This is a genomic window from Vibrio sp. B1FIG11 (assembly GCF_905175335.1).
Taxonomy (GTDB): Bacteria; Pseudomonadota; Gammaproteobacteria; order Enterobacterales; family Vibrionaceae; genus Vibrio; species Vibrio campbellii.
This window is the reverse complement of sequence record NZ_HG992752.1, coordinates 1,902,695-1,916,749: the sequence shown is the minus strand read 5'-3', so window position 1 is coordinate 1,916,749 and position 14,055 is coordinate 1,902,695. Positions and strand designations below refer to the sequence as shown.

The 14,055-nt window shown below is 46.7% G+C and carries 16 protein-coding genes; 7 read left to right on the top strand and 9 right to left on the bottom strand.

Annotation, left to right across the window (positions count from 1 at the left end; all coding sequences use genetic code 11):
* Positions 1-233 precede the first annotated feature (233 nt).
* Positions 234-722: a GNAT family N-acetyltransferase gene (locus KHO06_RS25235; RefSeq protein WP_212582821.1), complete on the top strand. Its 489-nt coding sequence runs from the start codon at positions 234-236 to the stop codon at positions 720-722.
* Between the two features lie 102 nt (positions 723-824).
* On the opposite strand, the gene KHO06_RS25230 is transcribed toward KHO06_RS25235, so the two are convergent.
* Positions 825-2,120: an alpha/beta fold hydrolase gene (locus KHO06_RS25230; RefSeq protein WP_212582820.1), complete on the bottom strand. Its 1,296-nt coding sequence runs from the start codon at positions 2,118-2,120 to the stop codon at positions 825-827.
* 256 nt (positions 2,121-2,376) lie between these two features.
* Here KHO06_RS25230 and KHO06_RS25225 point away from each other — a divergent pair, with 256 nt between their 5' ends.
* Entirely contained in the window at positions 2,377-3,543 is a 1,167-nt protein-coding gene (locus KHO06_RS25225) for a D-alanyl-D-alanine carboxypeptidase family protein (RefSeq protein ID WP_045374230.1), read from the top strand.
* 115 nt (positions 3,544-3,658) lie between these two features.
* A complete protein-coding gene (locus KHO06_RS25220) occupies positions 3,659-3,949 on the top strand; it encodes a putative quinol monooxygenase (RefSeq protein ID WP_005429323.1) in 291 nt (96 codons plus the stop codon).
* On the opposite strand, the gene KHO06_RS25215 is transcribed toward KHO06_RS25220, so the two are convergent.
* A complete protein-coding gene (locus KHO06_RS25215) occupies positions 3,946-4,875 on the bottom strand; it encodes a LysR family transcriptional regulator (RefSeq protein WP_182052085.1) in 930 nt (309 codons plus the stop codon). The genes KHO06_RS25220 and KHO06_RS25215 overlap by 4 nt on opposite strands.
* A 133-nt stretch (positions 4,876-5,008) precedes the next feature.
* Here KHO06_RS25215 and KHO06_RS25210 point away from each other — a divergent pair, with 133 nt between their 5' ends.
* On the top strand, positions 5,009-5,227 hold the full coding sequence (locus tag KHO06_RS25210) for a VF530 family protein (protein ID WP_005429327.1): 219 nt from the start codon (positions 5,009-5,011) through the stop codon (positions 5,225-5,227).
* Positions 5,228-5,541: 314 nt separating this feature from the next.
* On the opposite strand, the gene KHO06_RS25205 is transcribed toward KHO06_RS25210, so the two are convergent.
* Positions 5,542-5,994, bottom strand: a complete 453-nt coding sequence (locus KHO06_RS25205; RefSeq protein ID WP_038891953.1) for a thioesterase family protein — start codon at positions 5,992-5,994, stop codon at positions 5,542-5,544.
* A 209-nt stretch (positions 5,995-6,203) separates the two neighbouring features.
* Between KHO06_RS25205 and KHO06_RS25200 the strand changes: the two genes are divergently transcribed.
* From KHO06_RS25200 to KHO06_RS25190, 3 genes are all read left to right on the top strand, one after another.
* Entirely contained in the window at positions 6,204-6,968 is a 765-nt protein-coding gene (locus KHO06_RS25200; RefSeq protein WP_005429330.1) for a ferredoxin--NADP reductase, read from the top strand.
* 121 nt (positions 6,969-7,089) lie between these two features.
* Positions 7,090-7,533, top strand: a complete 444-nt coding sequence (locus tag KHO06_RS25195; RefSeq protein ID WP_212582819.1) for an RDD family protein — start codon at positions 7,090-7,092, stop codon at positions 7,531-7,533.
* A 126-nt stretch (positions 7,534-7,659) separates the two neighbouring features.
* Entirely contained in the window at positions 7,660-8,496 is an 837-nt protein-coding gene (locus tag KHO06_RS25190; RefSeq protein ID WP_212582818.1) for an outer membrane beta-barrel protein, read from the top strand.
* 64 nt (positions 8,497-8,560) lie between these two features.
* Here the strand turns inward: KHO06_RS25190 and KHO06_RS25185 are convergent, their stop codons facing one another.
* The 6 genes from KHO06_RS25185 to KHO06_RS25160 form a co-directional block, all read right to left on the bottom strand.
* Positions 8,561-9,229, bottom strand: coding sequence for a DUF2057 domain-containing protein (locus KHO06_RS25185; RefSeq protein ID WP_212582817.1), 669 nt, complete (start codon positions 9,227-9,229; stop codon positions 8,561-8,563).
* Positions 9,230-9,431: 202 nt separating this feature from the next.
* Positions 9,432-10,577, bottom strand: coding sequence for an AI-2E family transporter (locus tag KHO06_RS25180; protein WP_005429338.1), 1,146 nt, complete (start codon positions 10,575-10,577; stop codon positions 9,432-9,434).
* Positions 10,570-11,256 carry a potassium channel family protein gene (locus KHO06_RS25175; RefSeq protein WP_005429340.1) on the bottom strand — a complete coding sequence of 229 codons (687 nt, stop codon included), beginning with the start codon at positions 11,254-11,256 and terminating at the stop codon, positions 10,570-10,572. The genes KHO06_RS25180 and KHO06_RS25175 overlap by 8 nt, the downstream gene beginning before the upstream one ends.
* A 19-nt stretch (positions 11,257-11,275) precedes the next feature.
* On the bottom strand, positions 11,276-12,163 hold the full coding sequence (locus KHO06_RS25170) for an HlyD family secretion protein (protein ID WP_045383752.1): 888 nt from the start codon (positions 12,161-12,163) through the stop codon (positions 11,276-11,278).
* Positions 12,164-12,175: 12 nt separating this feature from the next.
* Entirely contained in the window at positions 12,176-12,379 is a 204-nt protein-coding gene (locus KHO06_RS25165) for a DUF1656 domain-containing protein (protein WP_005429344.1), read from the bottom strand.
* Positions 12,379-14,049, bottom strand: a complete 1,671-nt coding sequence (locus KHO06_RS25160) for a TolC family protein (protein WP_212582816.1) — start codon at positions 14,047-14,049, stop codon at positions 12,379-12,381. The genes KHO06_RS25165 and KHO06_RS25160 overlap by 1 nt, the downstream gene beginning before the upstream one ends.
* Between the last annotated feature and the right edge of the window lie 6 nt (positions 14,050-14,055).

The following is a 14,055-nucleotide window of genomic DNA, read 5'->3' as shown; positions in this document are numbered from 1 at the left end:
CTTCCATCAATACAGCACCGTGCTATTGAGGGTTATTGGATTGAATCACCCTAAATTCTTTGTGGGTGTTCAAATTATCAGTAAAAACCCAGAAAAGTGTAGAAAACGTACTCGACATGCATGGTCGAAATTTGTACTGTTGATTTGCTTCACATTCCTAAAACTTCTTATCCGATAACCAGTTGAAGCAAAGATCTGTGCTTGATGCAGATCGGTTGGCAAAGGAATTCAATATGCAACAGTTCCATATCAGAAGAGTAAGAGAAGAAGACGTACCACTGTTGAAAACGCTCTTAGTTGAACTCGACACTTCCCACTATGAGGCCGAGCCAGACTTCTACCGCTCACCGGAGGAAATGGCAAAGCTCAGAGAGGAACGTAATACCTTCGATAAATACTTTGATGGCAGCATCACGGCTTTTATTGCTTGTTCACACCGAGAAGTGGTTGGTTTTATCTCTGGTACCGTTCGAGAGGTCAACTCGATGCTTTCTCCGGAAAAACGCGTTGGTTATATCAACGAGTTGGTGGTGTCTGAAAGCCACCGAAACTTAGGTATTGGTTTGTCTTTGATGGATAAAATCGAGAGCGATTTATGCAGCCAAGACATTGAAGAGATTGGTTTAACTGTGGCTTCATTTAACCACGAAGGCGAAGATTTCTATCATAAGATGGGTTACCGCGTGATCACCAAAATGATGACCAAGCGGGTCAAAGATTAATCGTAATAAGTACTCAAACCAGAATAAAAAGCGCCTCTCTATCTCGTGATAAAGAGGCGTTTTTCTATCTACGTTATTAGCGGATATCTGAACGTTAGCAGCTTATTTCAGTGTCGCTTCGGTTTGTTTTCCCATTGCAATTAACTTGTCGAGAATGCGCTCGCCATCCGCGCGAAGACCGTTGTGCTCATATTCATTGGTGATCCATGCTTTCGAGTTCGGCATTGCAGCAAGTGTTTCACGGCTAATGTCCATTTCTACAAACATATCGTCGGCATAGACGGCGCAGCTTACCGGCACCTTATTGTTTACCAGTTGCTGCGCATCGTATAGTGGCGTCCAATCGGCTTTTTCTGCCAGTAATTCTGCTGCCTCTTTTAATGGCTTTAGATTTACGTATTGGTCGAACATCCAAGGGAAGACCATTTCTCCGGTGAAGTAGAACGGCTTTCCTTGTTCGTAGTTGAACGCATCGTGCTCTTGACGTACTCGGTGCGCGCTCCAGCGAGAAGCAAATCCTTGGCAGTAAATCGACTCGTGCAGAATCGCGTAAATCGGATTGGTCTGGAAGTTTTGTTGCGCCAGCATGTCGTTGAGGAACTCATAACGAAGCTGAGGCTTACCATTCACCTCAATCAATGCACTTTCTAGCCAGTAGTAAGTTGGCAAGAAGGTATCACTGACACCAAAGTTAATCCCGATTTGTTGGAACTGTTCGACAGTAAAACGCTGACCATTAGGCAGAAACTCTTCATTCTCCAACAGATGATTAGCAATGTTCTGGCACAGCTGCTGCGCTTGTGGGAATTGCTGGAAGAAGGCTTGGTTCTTCTCCATCGTACGTTTGAAGGTTGCGTGATAGACATCATCCGCATGACGAGAAACCGAGGGTACGCCACCCGTGATATAGCTATGCAGCAAGCTGCCTGGGAATAGCGATAGGTAAGTTAATGAACAGAAACCACCAAAGCTCTGACCCAAAATCGCCCACTGCTCAACACCAAATTGTTCACGGATAAATTCCGCATCGCGAACAATGTTGTCGGCGCGGAAGTGGCTTAAGTAGTCTGCTTGTTGCTCCGGCGTGAGGTGCGCAAGCGTCTGGTGGTTAATCACGCTGCTGTTGCCTGTGCCACGTTGGTCGAGCAGCAGTACACGATACTCACTCAGTGCGCGTTTGATCCAGCCGTTGTTTCCGTTTGGACGAGGAGAAGGGAAGCCCGGACCGCCTTGAAAATACACTAACCACGGTTTGTCTGAGTCTTCATCGCCGATTAAACAAACGGAGCGAGCGAAGACGCTTATCGTGCCTTTGCTTAGATCTTGGTAATCCAGTGGCACGGTGAACGAGTGGGGCGTGTAATGCAATCCTGCGTCGATAAATGATTGAGCGTTCATTGTTATGGTCTGTCCTTGTTTATAGTCGCTTTACGATATCGAATTCCTTATTAGAAACAACCGATTTGTTGTAAGAACTCGCTTTTTGACTCCTGAAAGGCAATCAAAACTGAAACTCTTCGATCTTTCCGTGTTGGTATGCACTGAGTGAACTATGATCTGTTAGGTGAAGTTTGGAAATCACTGTCTTATCACCATCTTGAACAGTTTTTATGAAACGAGACATTTGGCGGTCATTGACCATGGAGGATGCTTGATGAACACGTCACTAACCCGAATTACGCTTGCTTGTTTATTACTACAGACTTTTAGCGCACCCGCACTGGCGGTCGTAACGCCGAATCCGCCTCAGTTGCAGGCGAAAGGTTATGTGCTCATGGACTTTCAGTCCGGCGCTATTATTGCGGAGCAAAACGCGCGTGCTGGATTAGCCCCTGCCAGTTTAACTAAGCTGATGACGGCCTATGTGGTAGGTACAGAGATCAAAGCTGGGCGACTCAATTGGGACGACAAAGTGACGGTGAGTGAAAACGCGTGGTCGGCCAAATTCCCGGATTCATCAAAAATGTTTATCCAACCCAAAGATGAAATCACCGTTGCTAACCTAATGCGCGGCGTGATCATCCAGTCCGGTAATGATGCCTGTGTGGCGCTCGCCGAGCACGTTGCAGGTAGCGAAGGAGCATTTGTCGCGCTCATGAACGGTTGGGCGGACAAGCTCAGTTTGAATGATACCTACTTTGTTAACTCACATGGACTGGACAGTGAGGGCATTCAGACTTCCCCCAATGATATGGCAACACTAATGCAAGCCATCATCAATGACGTGCCTGATGTTTACGCCCTCTACAGTGAGAAGGTGTTCAAGTGGAACAAAATCACCCAATACAACCGCAATAAGTTGCTATGGGATAAATCGATGGATGTCGATGGAGGTAAAACGGGCTACACCAGTAATGCGGGGTACAGTTTGGTGAGCTCTGCTAAACAAGGAAAGATGCGATTGATCTCTGTCGTCATGGGGACGCCAAGTAAACAATCGCGAATCACCCAGTCTAAGAACTTACTCAGTTACGGCTTCCGTTTTTATGACACCAAACAAGTGGCAAAACAGGGAGAAGTTCAGGCGAGTGCAAAAGTGTGGAAAGGCGATGTCAGTGAGATTGATTTGGGCTTTGCTCAAGATGCGTACCTGACGTTGCCTCGTTCTCTAACCGCTGGTTTAGACAAGAGCGTGGTCGTGAATGAACCGTTGATAGCACCCATCGCGAAAGGCGATGTGGTTGGTAAAGTCGTGTGGAAGAGTGACGATCAAACAGTAGCAAGCTATCCGTTGGTAAGTAACCAAGCGGTGGAAGAGGGCTCATGGATTGGTAAGTTATGGGACAGTTTGGTGCTGTGGGTGAAATCGTTGTTTAATTAGCGTCAGATAAATTTTCAAATTTATTTTGAAAAAGTTATTCGCTTAGGTCGATTTTTCTCTTGGGTGGAAAGGAGTAGATTGTTGGAATATAGAAACACACTCAAAGAGATAAAAAATGATCCATCTAGTCGCAGAAATTAAAGCTTTTCCTGACCATATTGAACAGGTGACTCAGTTACTTACTGAACTACTCGCTCCCACTCGTGAAGAAGAGGGATGTTGCCAATACGAGCTGTATTTGGATGAAAAAATCGAAGGCCTGTTTATGTTCCAAGAAATGTGGGCATCGCAAGAAGCTTTAGACAAGCACTTACAAAGCCCTCACATTGCCCAATGTTTTTCTACATTAGAAAAGAACGGCCTACTTGAGTACACCCATATCCGACCGATGACGTTCGTTGGTTAACGCTCTGAACAGAATGTTGTCAGTACAGACTTTCTTTGCTGGCAACATTTCTCTTGGATAAAATCTCGGAAAGTACGAATCGTTGGTGTTAGCAATCGACGATCAGCGCACACCATGTAAAGCGGTACGGGACCACAATCCCACTCAGGCAGTACGCGTACCAATCTTCCTTCAATCAAATCTTGGCTGATGTCCATCAGTGATTTATTGGCAATGCCTTTGCCTTTAATTGCTAAGCGATGGGATAAGTCGCTGTCGTTACTGAGTAGCTTGCCACTTACGACAACCTGTTCTGTTTCACCTTCGCGAGTCAGTGTCCATTTGTTGTAAACCGAGTCCGCTACCATGTAACACAAGCAGTTGTGCTGGTGGAGATCTTCTGGTTTGGTCAATTTTGGATTGCTCGCAACGTATTCTGGGGAGGCACATAAGATCCGCTCGTTCGCACCGCATAATGCCAGCACAACTAAGTTAGAATCTGCGGGTTCACCGTATCGAATCGCAATATCGACGGGTTTGGTGTACATATCCGTCAAGCTGTCAGACAGCTCTAACTTGATGGAGACGTTCGGGTAGAGCTCGATAAACTCATCGACCCAATCAAGCAGCATGTTACGACCAAAGTCAGATGGTGCCGTGATGTGCAATTGACCTGATAGCTCACCACGCGCGCTTGAGATCTGATCCAAACCTTCTTGCAATGTTGCCAATGCTTGGGTGGTTTTGTCTAAGAACAGCTCACCTTCCGATGTTAAGCGAAGGCTGCGAGTAGAGCGCACAAACAGCGGAAAGCCAATCTGTCCTTCAAGACGTTTGATCGATGCACTTATGGCAGCTGGTGTCATGTCCATGCTGTTGGCGGCTTTCGAAAAACTGCCTTGGCGTGCGGTTTCGACAAAGATATTCAGATCGTTGAGCGCTTTCATAATGAAAAGGGGCTTTTAAGAAGTTTGAGCTACTATAGGGGAGAGTCGCAGGGCAATTCAAGGCTAAAACATTAGGTTGCACGGCGAGTTTGAGTTAGATTAGCGCGCAACTTCACTTTACTGGATCGATAGCATGAGCCAACAGCAGCCGAATAACCCACTTCACGGGTTGAGTTTAGAAAAAATCCTTACCCGTTTAGTTGAGCACTTTGGGTGGAAGGGAATGCATGAGCGCGTTCGTGTTAATTGCTTTCAGAAAGATCCTTCGATTAAATCGTCGTTGAAGTTCCTGCGTAAGACGCAGTGGGCAAGAGATAAAGTAGAAGCGCTGTACATCGAGACGTTCTGTTAATTGGATTTGGAGCACGTCTAAAAGAGAGATTCCGGATGGCTCGCTTAGGCTTGTCCGGAATGACGTCTGAGCTCGTATTGTAGGGGCCAACACCCAAGCGAAAACCTAGCGTGATGCATAGTATTTCGAGGTAATTCATCGCTCTATGGTTTGCAGCAAGCGGTAAGTAGATTCTTAGTCTCGCCTTGGCTCGCTAGAATGACACAGCTTTTCTTATAACGTAGGCTGGAAGAGTTCCTCTGCGTCATTCCCGATAGCGACGAAGGAGCGCAGTCGGAAATCTCGATTCTAATCTCTCGCATCTCGCCTCTTTATTATTCCAAATGATGCGTACTGCCCACGGTGCTTTCCAGTTCTAAAATCGACTGGCGAACATGGTCTGGAATTGCGGCTTTCACGTTGTTCTTAAAATCAAACATCACACCAGTGGCGGTGGCGACAGTCACAATCTTGCCCCACTTCTTGCTAAGTACTTGATATTCCATTGTCATGCGATCGTCTTGCATGTCGATAACGCGTGAGCCAATCAAAAGCGTATCTGGAAAAGTAACGGGCAGCTTGTAACGGCATTGGGTTTCACTTAAAACCGGACCGATGTGAGACGTCTGCAAATCTACCAATAGATTAATCTTGTTGAAGTAGTCCAAACGTGCGGTCTCGAAGTAACGAAAATACACCGCATTGTTGACGTGTTGCAGGGCGTCCATCTCTCCCCAAGCGACTTTGATTTCCGTAATCACCGGGAATTCTTTTAATAACGTATCCATTACTCATGTTCCTTTTTCATCGACGTTGCCGCAATTTGCTAAGCGACTTATCACTTTGAGTATTTATTCTAGATGGAACTGATTAAATTGTAATAAAATTGTATGTAAATTGTGAAATGGAATGGTTGCTTATTTTTGTAAACTAAAAACTTTACATAGTCAGTTGTGAGGCGTAGGTTTAAGTAAGTGCAACCAAAAGGAGATGTCCGATGACAGAGCTGAAAGGTTTCAATCTTGCCAGAGTAGAAAAACGAATCGACTGGACAGGTGAGCTGTTCAGTTTAAGGGTGTCCGGTGCGCCTCTCTCCTTCAAAGCCGGACAGTTTACCAAACTCGCTCTGCTCGACGAACAGGGCAACTCAATCAGCCGTGCGTACTCGGTGGTAAATGCACCTAGTGAGCAGTTTGAATGGCTTGAATTCTTAATTGTCGCGAATCCAGAAGGGCAACTAACTCCAAGGCTGCAGCAGCTTCAAACAGGCGACAGCATCTATGTGGGTGAAACCGCTCATGGCGATCTGGTCCACGACACCATTCCAAAACACGCCAATGATCTCTGGCTACTTTCTACGGGGACGGGGATTGGTCCTTTCCTTTCTTTACTCGATGACATCAACTTGTTGCCGCACAGCGACCATATTGTGTTGGTACATGGCGTGCGTTATGAAAGGGACTTGGTGTACAAATACTTGATAGAACAGCTTCAGCAGCGTTATGACGGTCGCCTACGTTACGTGCCGATTGTTAGCCGAGAAAATGCTCCGAATAAGTTACAAGGTCGTATTCCAGCCTTGATCGCTTCAGGGGAGCTGGCTAATCGTGCTGACCTACCTTTTTCTAAAGAAAACAGTTTTGTGATGATGTGCGGTAATCCAGAGATGATCAAAGATACCTCGCCTGTTTTGCAAGAGTTGGGGTTAGAAAAATATCGAGCTCGTACGGGCGGTAATATCATTTATGAGAGATATTGGTAAGCACTGAGTCATTTTTAGATCATCTCACTTCTGAGAGAGCGTCACAATTATAACGTCTCTTAATTGAGCATGCTCAATCTCGTCCCTAGAATGCATCAGCTTGCATTTGAGGGGATTAGGTATGAGTCGTTCTATTGCCAATGGAAAGCAAAGGATTATTGGTGGTTTCATCGATCTTATGATCGTAACGGGATTCGTGTTGCTGATCGCGTTGACCATCAATTCATTTGTGAATGGCTTCGAACTCTCCTTGAGTGAAAACCTTCAGTTAGTAAAAGATACGAAGGCTAGCTATGTGCTAACCATACCTATGTTGATGCTAGTGAACTGGAATATGCTTAGGGAAGGGCAAACCATAGGTATGCGGCTCGTTGGTATTAAAGTCGTGATGAAGAACGGTCACGATACGACGAAAGTCACTGCTTCACTTCGATTGTGTTTAAGCTATTTGATTGAGATGCTTATACCATTTACTTCACTAGTGAACATCGTTTTGCTTTTTTGCCATCCAGAGCGACGTTTGTTGCACGACATGCTTTCGGGCACCAAAGTCGTCAATTGCTAAGCCTCTCGCTTATCCTGCATTACAATCTTTATTTCATTCAGAGTTGCGACCGAGTCAACTTTTCATATCTCCCTTCCTACAACTACACTTACTTCAGACATAAATTCAATCGCTTAGGATTCAAGGATGATGAAAAAAGCAGGTTGGGCAGTGTGCCTTGCGGCGCTCACTTCTTTTGCTACGATGGCTGGCGAGTGGGAGATGGAAGTGGGTGGCTTTTTCTCTCGCACTGATACAAAACTCAACGCTTACGACCCTTACCTCGACAAAATTCGCACCATTGATTTCGAATCGGATCTCGATTTGAAAGAGCTCACCGTGCTGCCTTATGTCGAGGTGGAGTATTACTTCAACAAAAAGCACAGCGTGTACGTAGATTGGCGTAGTTTGCACCGGGAGGCAACTCGCACGGCGGTGACTAAGCCTTTTGAGGTCACTATAAATGGAACAACTTATGCGGTTCAGGCTGGTTCAAAACTGACCACAGAGCTGAATATCGATATCGCTCGCCTAGGCTATGGTTACCAGTTTTATACTAGCGATAAATGGGCCGTGGACGTGTTGGCAGGCTTGCACGTGATGTGGTTGTCGTTAGGCTTGGACGGCAAGCTTGGCGCAAAGGTGAGTGGCGTTGATGAGATCCCAGTGATGTTCGTCGATGACGCGGTGTTGAGCGATGTTACGGCGCCTTTGCCCGATCTAGGAATCCGAGCCGAATACTCACTGAATGAAGATTGGATCTTGAAAAGTCATGCGCAGATTTTCTATCTCGCAGTGGATGATATCGAGGGCTATTTATTAGAGCTCGATGTCGGTGCGAAATACTTCTTTACCGATCAGTTCAGTATGACGGGGTCATTCAACTATTACGAAGTCGGCGTGGATTATGAAAGTGATAAGTCCGCGCTCGATGTTACCTACCGATTCTATGGTCCAATGCTGACCTTGGCGTATAAATTCTGAATTAAAAAAGCCACACTCGAGTGTGGCTTTTTGCATTGAATCTTTCGTTAACTACACAACGGGCTTATTGCTGGTTGATGTAGTCTTTAAAGCGCGCTTGTGTCTCAGCGTCCGCTTTTTGGTACCAGAAATGCAGCATTTCTTCAGCCGTAGAATCTGCTTTCATTGTCGCAGGCTTAGTTTGCTTCATGTCTGCTGGAATTTTTGCAGGAAGTGTTACAGGTTGAACCGCTGCTGTTGCAACACCGATTGCCGCTACGCCACCAGTCTTGTTGTAATCTTCCACTTCGCGCACGTAATCACGACCGATTTGCATGCCAGGTTTGATTAGCTTGTCTTGCTCTACCGCAATTGCGCTACCTGACGCATCAACCAGTTTCCAATCTAGGTTTTTGATTTTGTCTTCCGCTTGGCGAAGGTCACGGTATTCAGGAACTTGTAGGCTTAGTTCTGCGTCCGCTGCGTCGAAACGAGTTACGATAACGTCACTTTCCACGCTTAGGCGATCATTGCCTTGGCTGAAGTATGGTGAGTAACGGAATACAACTTGGTTAACGCCATCTGGTAGAGTTAGTGAACGTTCAGAAGCAAAGAAGCCACCCGATAATTTCACTTTCTCGCCGTTAGCCGCCAAAATAGAAACGTCGTCAGGAACGGTTACTGTCACATCCGCGAAAGCCATGCCACTCATTGCCAGAGCAAGCGCGCAAGTTAAAGGCTTGATCAATTTCATTGTTTTTATCCTAAGCACTGTATTAGTGGTCATCGAGAGTGCATCGTTCATTGTCTGATTGCAACTCCCTAATGTAAGAAGATTGAAAATTTAACAAGAACGTCATTTTAATCGGATAGCAAACAATGAAAATGTGAGCTTAGTTGCGCAAACCGCTGCAAAGGCAGCGGTTTGTTTCAATTGATGAGGTGATTAATAAAGATTAGATGCCCGCACCGTGTCCTGATTCGGCTTGTGCTTCATCCTTCTCTTCTCGCAAGCTCTCTTCTTGCTGTTGCGCTTTCTCAATGCTCAACCACCAAACGAACAGTTCGTACCAAATTGCTAGGATAACGGCACCCAAGAACAGACCAACGATGCCGTAGAAGAGCATACCGCCGATAGCACCAAGCAGAATCACTGGCATTGGAACATCAACCCCGCGGCCCATCAACATTGGTTTAAACAAGTTCTCAGACAGCGCAGCGACCACAACCCAAACCGTAAACATGGTTGCTGTGCTCGTGTCGTTGGTCATATACATGTAGCCAACCACCGGCAGTACAGCAAGCAGTGCAGGGAGCTGAGCGATACAAAGAATCATCAGAATCAGAGTCAGTAGGCCTGCTGCCGGAACGCCAAAGATAAAGAAGCCCGCACCAATCAGTAGCGCTTGGATTGCAGCGACACCCACTACGCCAAGCAATACACTTTTAATGGTTGCGGCAATAAGCGTTGTCCAACTCTTCGCGTTATCACCTGCCGTACGCACAGCAACGGTTCGCAAGCCAGAGGCAATTGACTCCGAGTAAGTCATAAAGCCAGCAGCAATCGCTAGTGAAATGATAGAAAGTAGCAAGCTACCTAGAGCACCACCGACCATACCAAGTAGAGACGTTAGACCCGACTTGATTTGTGGCATGAAGGTTTGAATTGCTTTTTCTAAGTTAGTCGCAAACAGTGTCCATACTTCATAAAGCTTATCACCGACAAGAGGCCATTCAGCAACAGAAGGTTTTGGACCAGGGATTTTGATGTCGCCGTTTTGCAGTACTTCAAGTGCGTGAGTTGCACCATCAACAATAGAGCCCGAAACCATGACAAGAGGCGCTACCAGAAGGGCGATACCCAACAATGCAATTGTCGTTGCGGCTAGACCACGTTTGCCACCGTACACTCTTTCCAGCTTCTTACAGATTGGCATCAATGCTACCGCGATGATGGCACCCCAAATCACAGGAAGAATGAAAGGTTTGATGATGTCGTACGTAAACATCAGCAAGATTAAAATCAAGCCGATTCGTATAGCAGATTCCACCATGTTACTGATGAAAATCTTACTCTCATTTTTTTCCGATTGTTTATCCATTTTTGTTTACCTGATGTTCAATGTTGGAACTGACGAGACTTGAAACAACAATCGCCATATAAAACACGCCTACAATGGCCTCTAAATACACAACGACTTGTGCCAATGGTGTTAGAGGGCTGATGTCGCCGTAACCTAGAGTGGTTAAGGTGACGAAACTGAAATACGCTGCATTAGAGAAGTTCTGACCCCAAGAGATGGCTTCCATCCCTGTGAAGGAGTTTGGAGAGAACTCAAGAAGAATGAGGTAAGCAATTGCCCACATCAGACCCAGCAGCAAAAACAGGGCAACTGAGCCAATCACTTTGTTGGTGTTCACATGCCCAGTGAAAAGAATTTGTCGCGCAATAGATTTGAACGTACCAAAGAAGAACGCGAAGGTGAGGGCAAGCATCACCACATCCATCTCTTTAATGCCAAGTACGGCCTTGATGACGATCACTACGACCCAGGTGCCAAGCAAGGTGTAGAGAAAGCGCGACCAGTTTTTGTCAAAGCGCAAGCTCGCCATGCAGACGATAAAGGTGATGATGGTGAAACCTTGCAATAGATGCTCCATTGCCCCTTCTCCAACAACCTGAACAAACGCACCGCCAATCAATAGTCCGATAAGCGCTAGGGTCAGATAGAAGAAGTTGTTTTCTTCATTGATATTTTTGAGTTTTTTTCCAATAACCATGGTTATGCCCTTTTAACTCCTACTCTTGTTCTTGTGATGAGTCTTTCATCACCATGATGGAAGCAGAAAGGCCAAAGCGAAGGTCAACGCCTTCTGGCAATTCATGTAGAGAAACGCGAACGGGAATACGTTGCGCTAAGCGAATCCATTGGAATACCGGATTCACGTTTGGTAGCAGGTTGTAACCCACCGTGCCGTCTTTAGGTGCGATACCCCAGCCAATCGAGTCCACAGTAGCGTCGATTGGTGTGTCTGGGTGAGACATCAAGGTCACACGAGCATCGCTACCCGGAGCGATTTGCGCCAATTGACTCTCACGGAAGAAACCAAATACCCAGAAGCTATGTTTGTCGATAAGTGCCACTAACGGTTGGTTTGCCACGGCTTGTGTACCGTTACGGATATCAAGGTTAGAAACAAAGCCATCGACCGATGCGTAAACTTTGGTGTAGCCAAGATTTAGGCGTGCAGATTTAAGCTGTTCTTCTGCTGATTTGATTTGCAGTAGGGACTCTTCATAAGTGATCTCACGACGAATGAGGTCTTTGTGAGAAACAGCGCCGCGGTCTTTGGCACGAATGTCTTTTAAACGATCGTACTCGATCTTTTTACCGCGAGAGCTGACGATTGCTTTTTCCAACGCCACTTCCGCTTGTGATAGGGCAACTTCGTAAGTGGTCGGGTCGATCTCAAATAGCAGGTCGCCTTGCTTTACTTCTTGGTTGTCCAGAACGGCAACATTAACGATAGGACCAGACACACGAGGTGCGACCTTGATAACGTTCGCGCGTACTTGACCATCACGGGTCCACGGGTTGTTAAAATACTCTTCGAATTTCTGATAGCCCAGCCATGCCGCGCCACCAAGAATGACAAGATTGAGTGCAATAACGAGTAGTTTTTTCATCTTGTTGGGCACCTAAAACTGTATATAAAAACTGTCGATGGCCACCACGTAGAACACCATGATGGCAATGAATGTCAAAGACGGAAACGCAATGAAACGAGACAAGCGCGTCTTGTTCAAAATGATCACCGTTATCCACGTGGCGGTGACGGCAAGAATCAACACCAGCAAAAACGGAGAAAAATAAACATCACCCCAAGAGAGTTCGTGTGGCATTACTGCACCTCCTCATCTTGCTCGGCACTATTTTTCTGGGCATCGTCCGCTTGCGCTTTGTCTGATGGTTGGTCAAGGCGAAGTGGTGGGAGAACACGTTCTTCCTCATCCAACAGACCATCCCAATCGCTGCGATCTTGCATCTGTTTAGCGGTGGTTTCGGATAGGAAAGGTTGGCCTGTTTGAGCCTCCCAACCTCCTCCGAGTGATTTGTAGAGTGCGACGACTTGGTTGGCAACGTTGCCTTTGATGGTGGCATAGCTGTCTTCTGCGCGGGTCATTTTCTCTACTGAGTTAAGCAGACGTTCAAAAGAAATCTGACCATTTTCGTACTGCGTCATCGAGATGTTGAAGGCGCGAATCGATGAGTTGACTGATTGCAGACGCAGTGATTTTTGCTCGAGATACAAGTCGTAGGCTTCCAGTGCGTTGGTCACTTCATTAACCGCTTGCAGCACCTTTTTGTTGTAGTTGGTGAGTGTTTCTTGGAAGCGTGCGTCTTCGAAGCGGATGTTGTTCTTCACTCGGCCGTATTGGAAGATGTTCCAACTGAATGTAGGGCCAACGACCATGGTCAGTGAGTCACTGAAACTGAAGCTGCGACCGTCTGGTACTGTGCTGTCGATACCGATTGAACCAAACAGTGAAAAGCTCGGATAAAGTGCGGTTTCTGCGACCCCAATCTTGGCGCTTTGTGCGCGAGCCTGCATCTCTGATACTTGAAGATCAGGTCGGCGCATCACTAAGCTCGCATCCACTTTGTCATCGAGTCGAGGTGGGCGAGGTACGATGGAGCGCTCGTCACTGCCTGATAAAGCAGGCTTTCTGCCGGATGATTTGAACTGGTTTTCATAATCCGCCATGCGCTGAGCGAAGCCTTCTGATTGCAGCAGTTTCTCCATCTCTTCCGGTAGCACGCCTAAAAGCAGTGCTAATGCCGTGCGGGATTGTTTCATCGCGATTTCAAGAGAAGGCTGTGCCGCTTTGGTGTTGAAGAGCTGGTTCTTCGCTTGTTGAACGTCGAGCTCAGTTACGTTACCCGAATCAAACTGCACCTGAGTAATATTCACCACGCGCTCTTGGATCTCGATGTTTCGACGAGAGAGCAAAATACGCTCTTGGAAAGTGCGGTAGTTGATGTAGTTACGCGCGACTTCGGCAGTGATGGTCACCATGATGTCGTGGTAAGACGCAATCGATGCATAGTATCCCGCTTCGGCAGATTCAATGCCGCGTGCGTATTTGCCCCAGATGTCCATTTCCCAGCCTGCGTCAAACGACAAGGCAGCGTTATTCACACCTTGGTCGTTCACATAAGCTCTGGCTAGGTTACCGGAGACGGTTTGCACTTGTGGATATTGCAATCCGGTTGAGATGCTCAATAGTGAGCGTGCTTGGACGATACGTAGCCCCGCCGCCTCAAGATCGAGGTTTTGTTGGCTCGCCATCTCAACCAGCTGGTTCAGTGTTGGATCGTTGAACTGCTGCCACCACTGCTGCAGTTTTTGCTCGGATTGCTGTGTGTCTTGCGCCGCTTTTTCTACCGACCAATCACTTGGCAAGGCGGTTTGCTCTGGGTGGACGTAATCCGGACCCAAAGTTGTACACGCACTCAATCCGAGAACAGAGAGTATGGCGAGGCTTGGTTTAGTTAGTTTTAGAAGCATCATATCCTC

Excerpts from the sequence above, each read along its gene's own strand:
- KHO06_RS25235 (WP_212582821.1), top strand. The coding sequence starts at position 234 with ATGCAACAGTTCCATATCAGAAGAGTAAGAGAAGAAGACGTACCACTG.
- KHO06_RS25230 (WP_212582820.1), bottom strand. The coding sequence starts at position 2,120 with ATGAACGCTCAATCATTTATCGACGCAGGATTGCATTACACGCCCCAC.
- KHO06_RS25225 (WP_045374230.1), top strand. The coding sequence starts at position 2,377 with ATGAACACGTCACTAACCCGAATTACGCTTGCTTGTTTATTACTACAG.
- KHO06_RS25220 (WP_005429323.1), top strand. The coding sequence starts at position 3,659 with ATGATCCATCTAGTCGCAGAAATTAAAGCTTTTCCTGACCATATTGAA.
- KHO06_RS25215 (WP_182052085.1), bottom strand. The coding sequence starts at position 4,875 with ATGAAAGCGCTCAACGATCTGAATATCTTTGTCGAAACCGCACGCCAA.
- KHO06_RS25210 (WP_005429327.1), top strand. The coding sequence starts at position 5,009 with ATGAGCCAACAGCAGCCGAATAACCCACTTCACGGGTTGAGTTTAGAA.
- KHO06_RS25205 (WP_038891953.1), bottom strand. The coding sequence starts at position 5,994 with ATGGATACGTTATTAAAAGAATTCCCGGTGATTACGGAAATCAAAGTC.
- KHO06_RS25200 (WP_005429330.1), top strand. The coding sequence starts at position 6,204 with ATGACAGAGCTGAAAGGTTTCAATCTTGCCAGAGTAGAAAAACGAATC.
- KHO06_RS25195 (WP_212582819.1), top strand. The coding sequence starts at position 7,090 with ATGAGTCGTTCTATTGCCAATGGAAAGCAAAGGATTATTGGTGGTTTC.
- KHO06_RS25190 (WP_212582818.1), top strand. The coding sequence starts at position 7,660 with ATGATGAAAAAAGCAGGTTGGGCAGTGTGCCTTGCGGCGCTCACTTCT.
- KHO06_RS25185 (WP_212582817.1), bottom strand. The coding sequence starts at position 9,229 with ATGAAATTGATCAAGCCTTTAACTTGCGCGCTTGCTCTGGCAATGAGT.
- KHO06_RS25180 (WP_005429338.1), bottom strand. The coding sequence starts at position 10,577 with ATGGATAAACAATCGGAAAAAAATGAGAGTAAGATTTTCATCAGTAAC.
- KHO06_RS25175 (WP_005429340.1), bottom strand. The coding sequence starts at position 11,256 with ATGGTTATTGGAAAAAAACTCAAAAATATCAATGAAGAAAACAACTTC.
- KHO06_RS25170 (WP_045383752.1), bottom strand. The coding sequence starts at position 12,163 with ATGAAAAAACTACTCGTTATTGCACTCAATCTTGTCATTCTTGGTGGC.
- KHO06_RS25165 (WP_005429344.1), bottom strand. The coding sequence starts at position 12,379 with ATGCCACACGAACTCTCTTGGGGTGATGTTTATTTTTCTCCGTTTTTG.
- KHO06_RS25160 (WP_212582816.1), bottom strand. The coding sequence starts at position 14,049 with ATGATGCTTCTAAAACTAACTAAACCAAGCCTCGCCATACTCTCTGTT.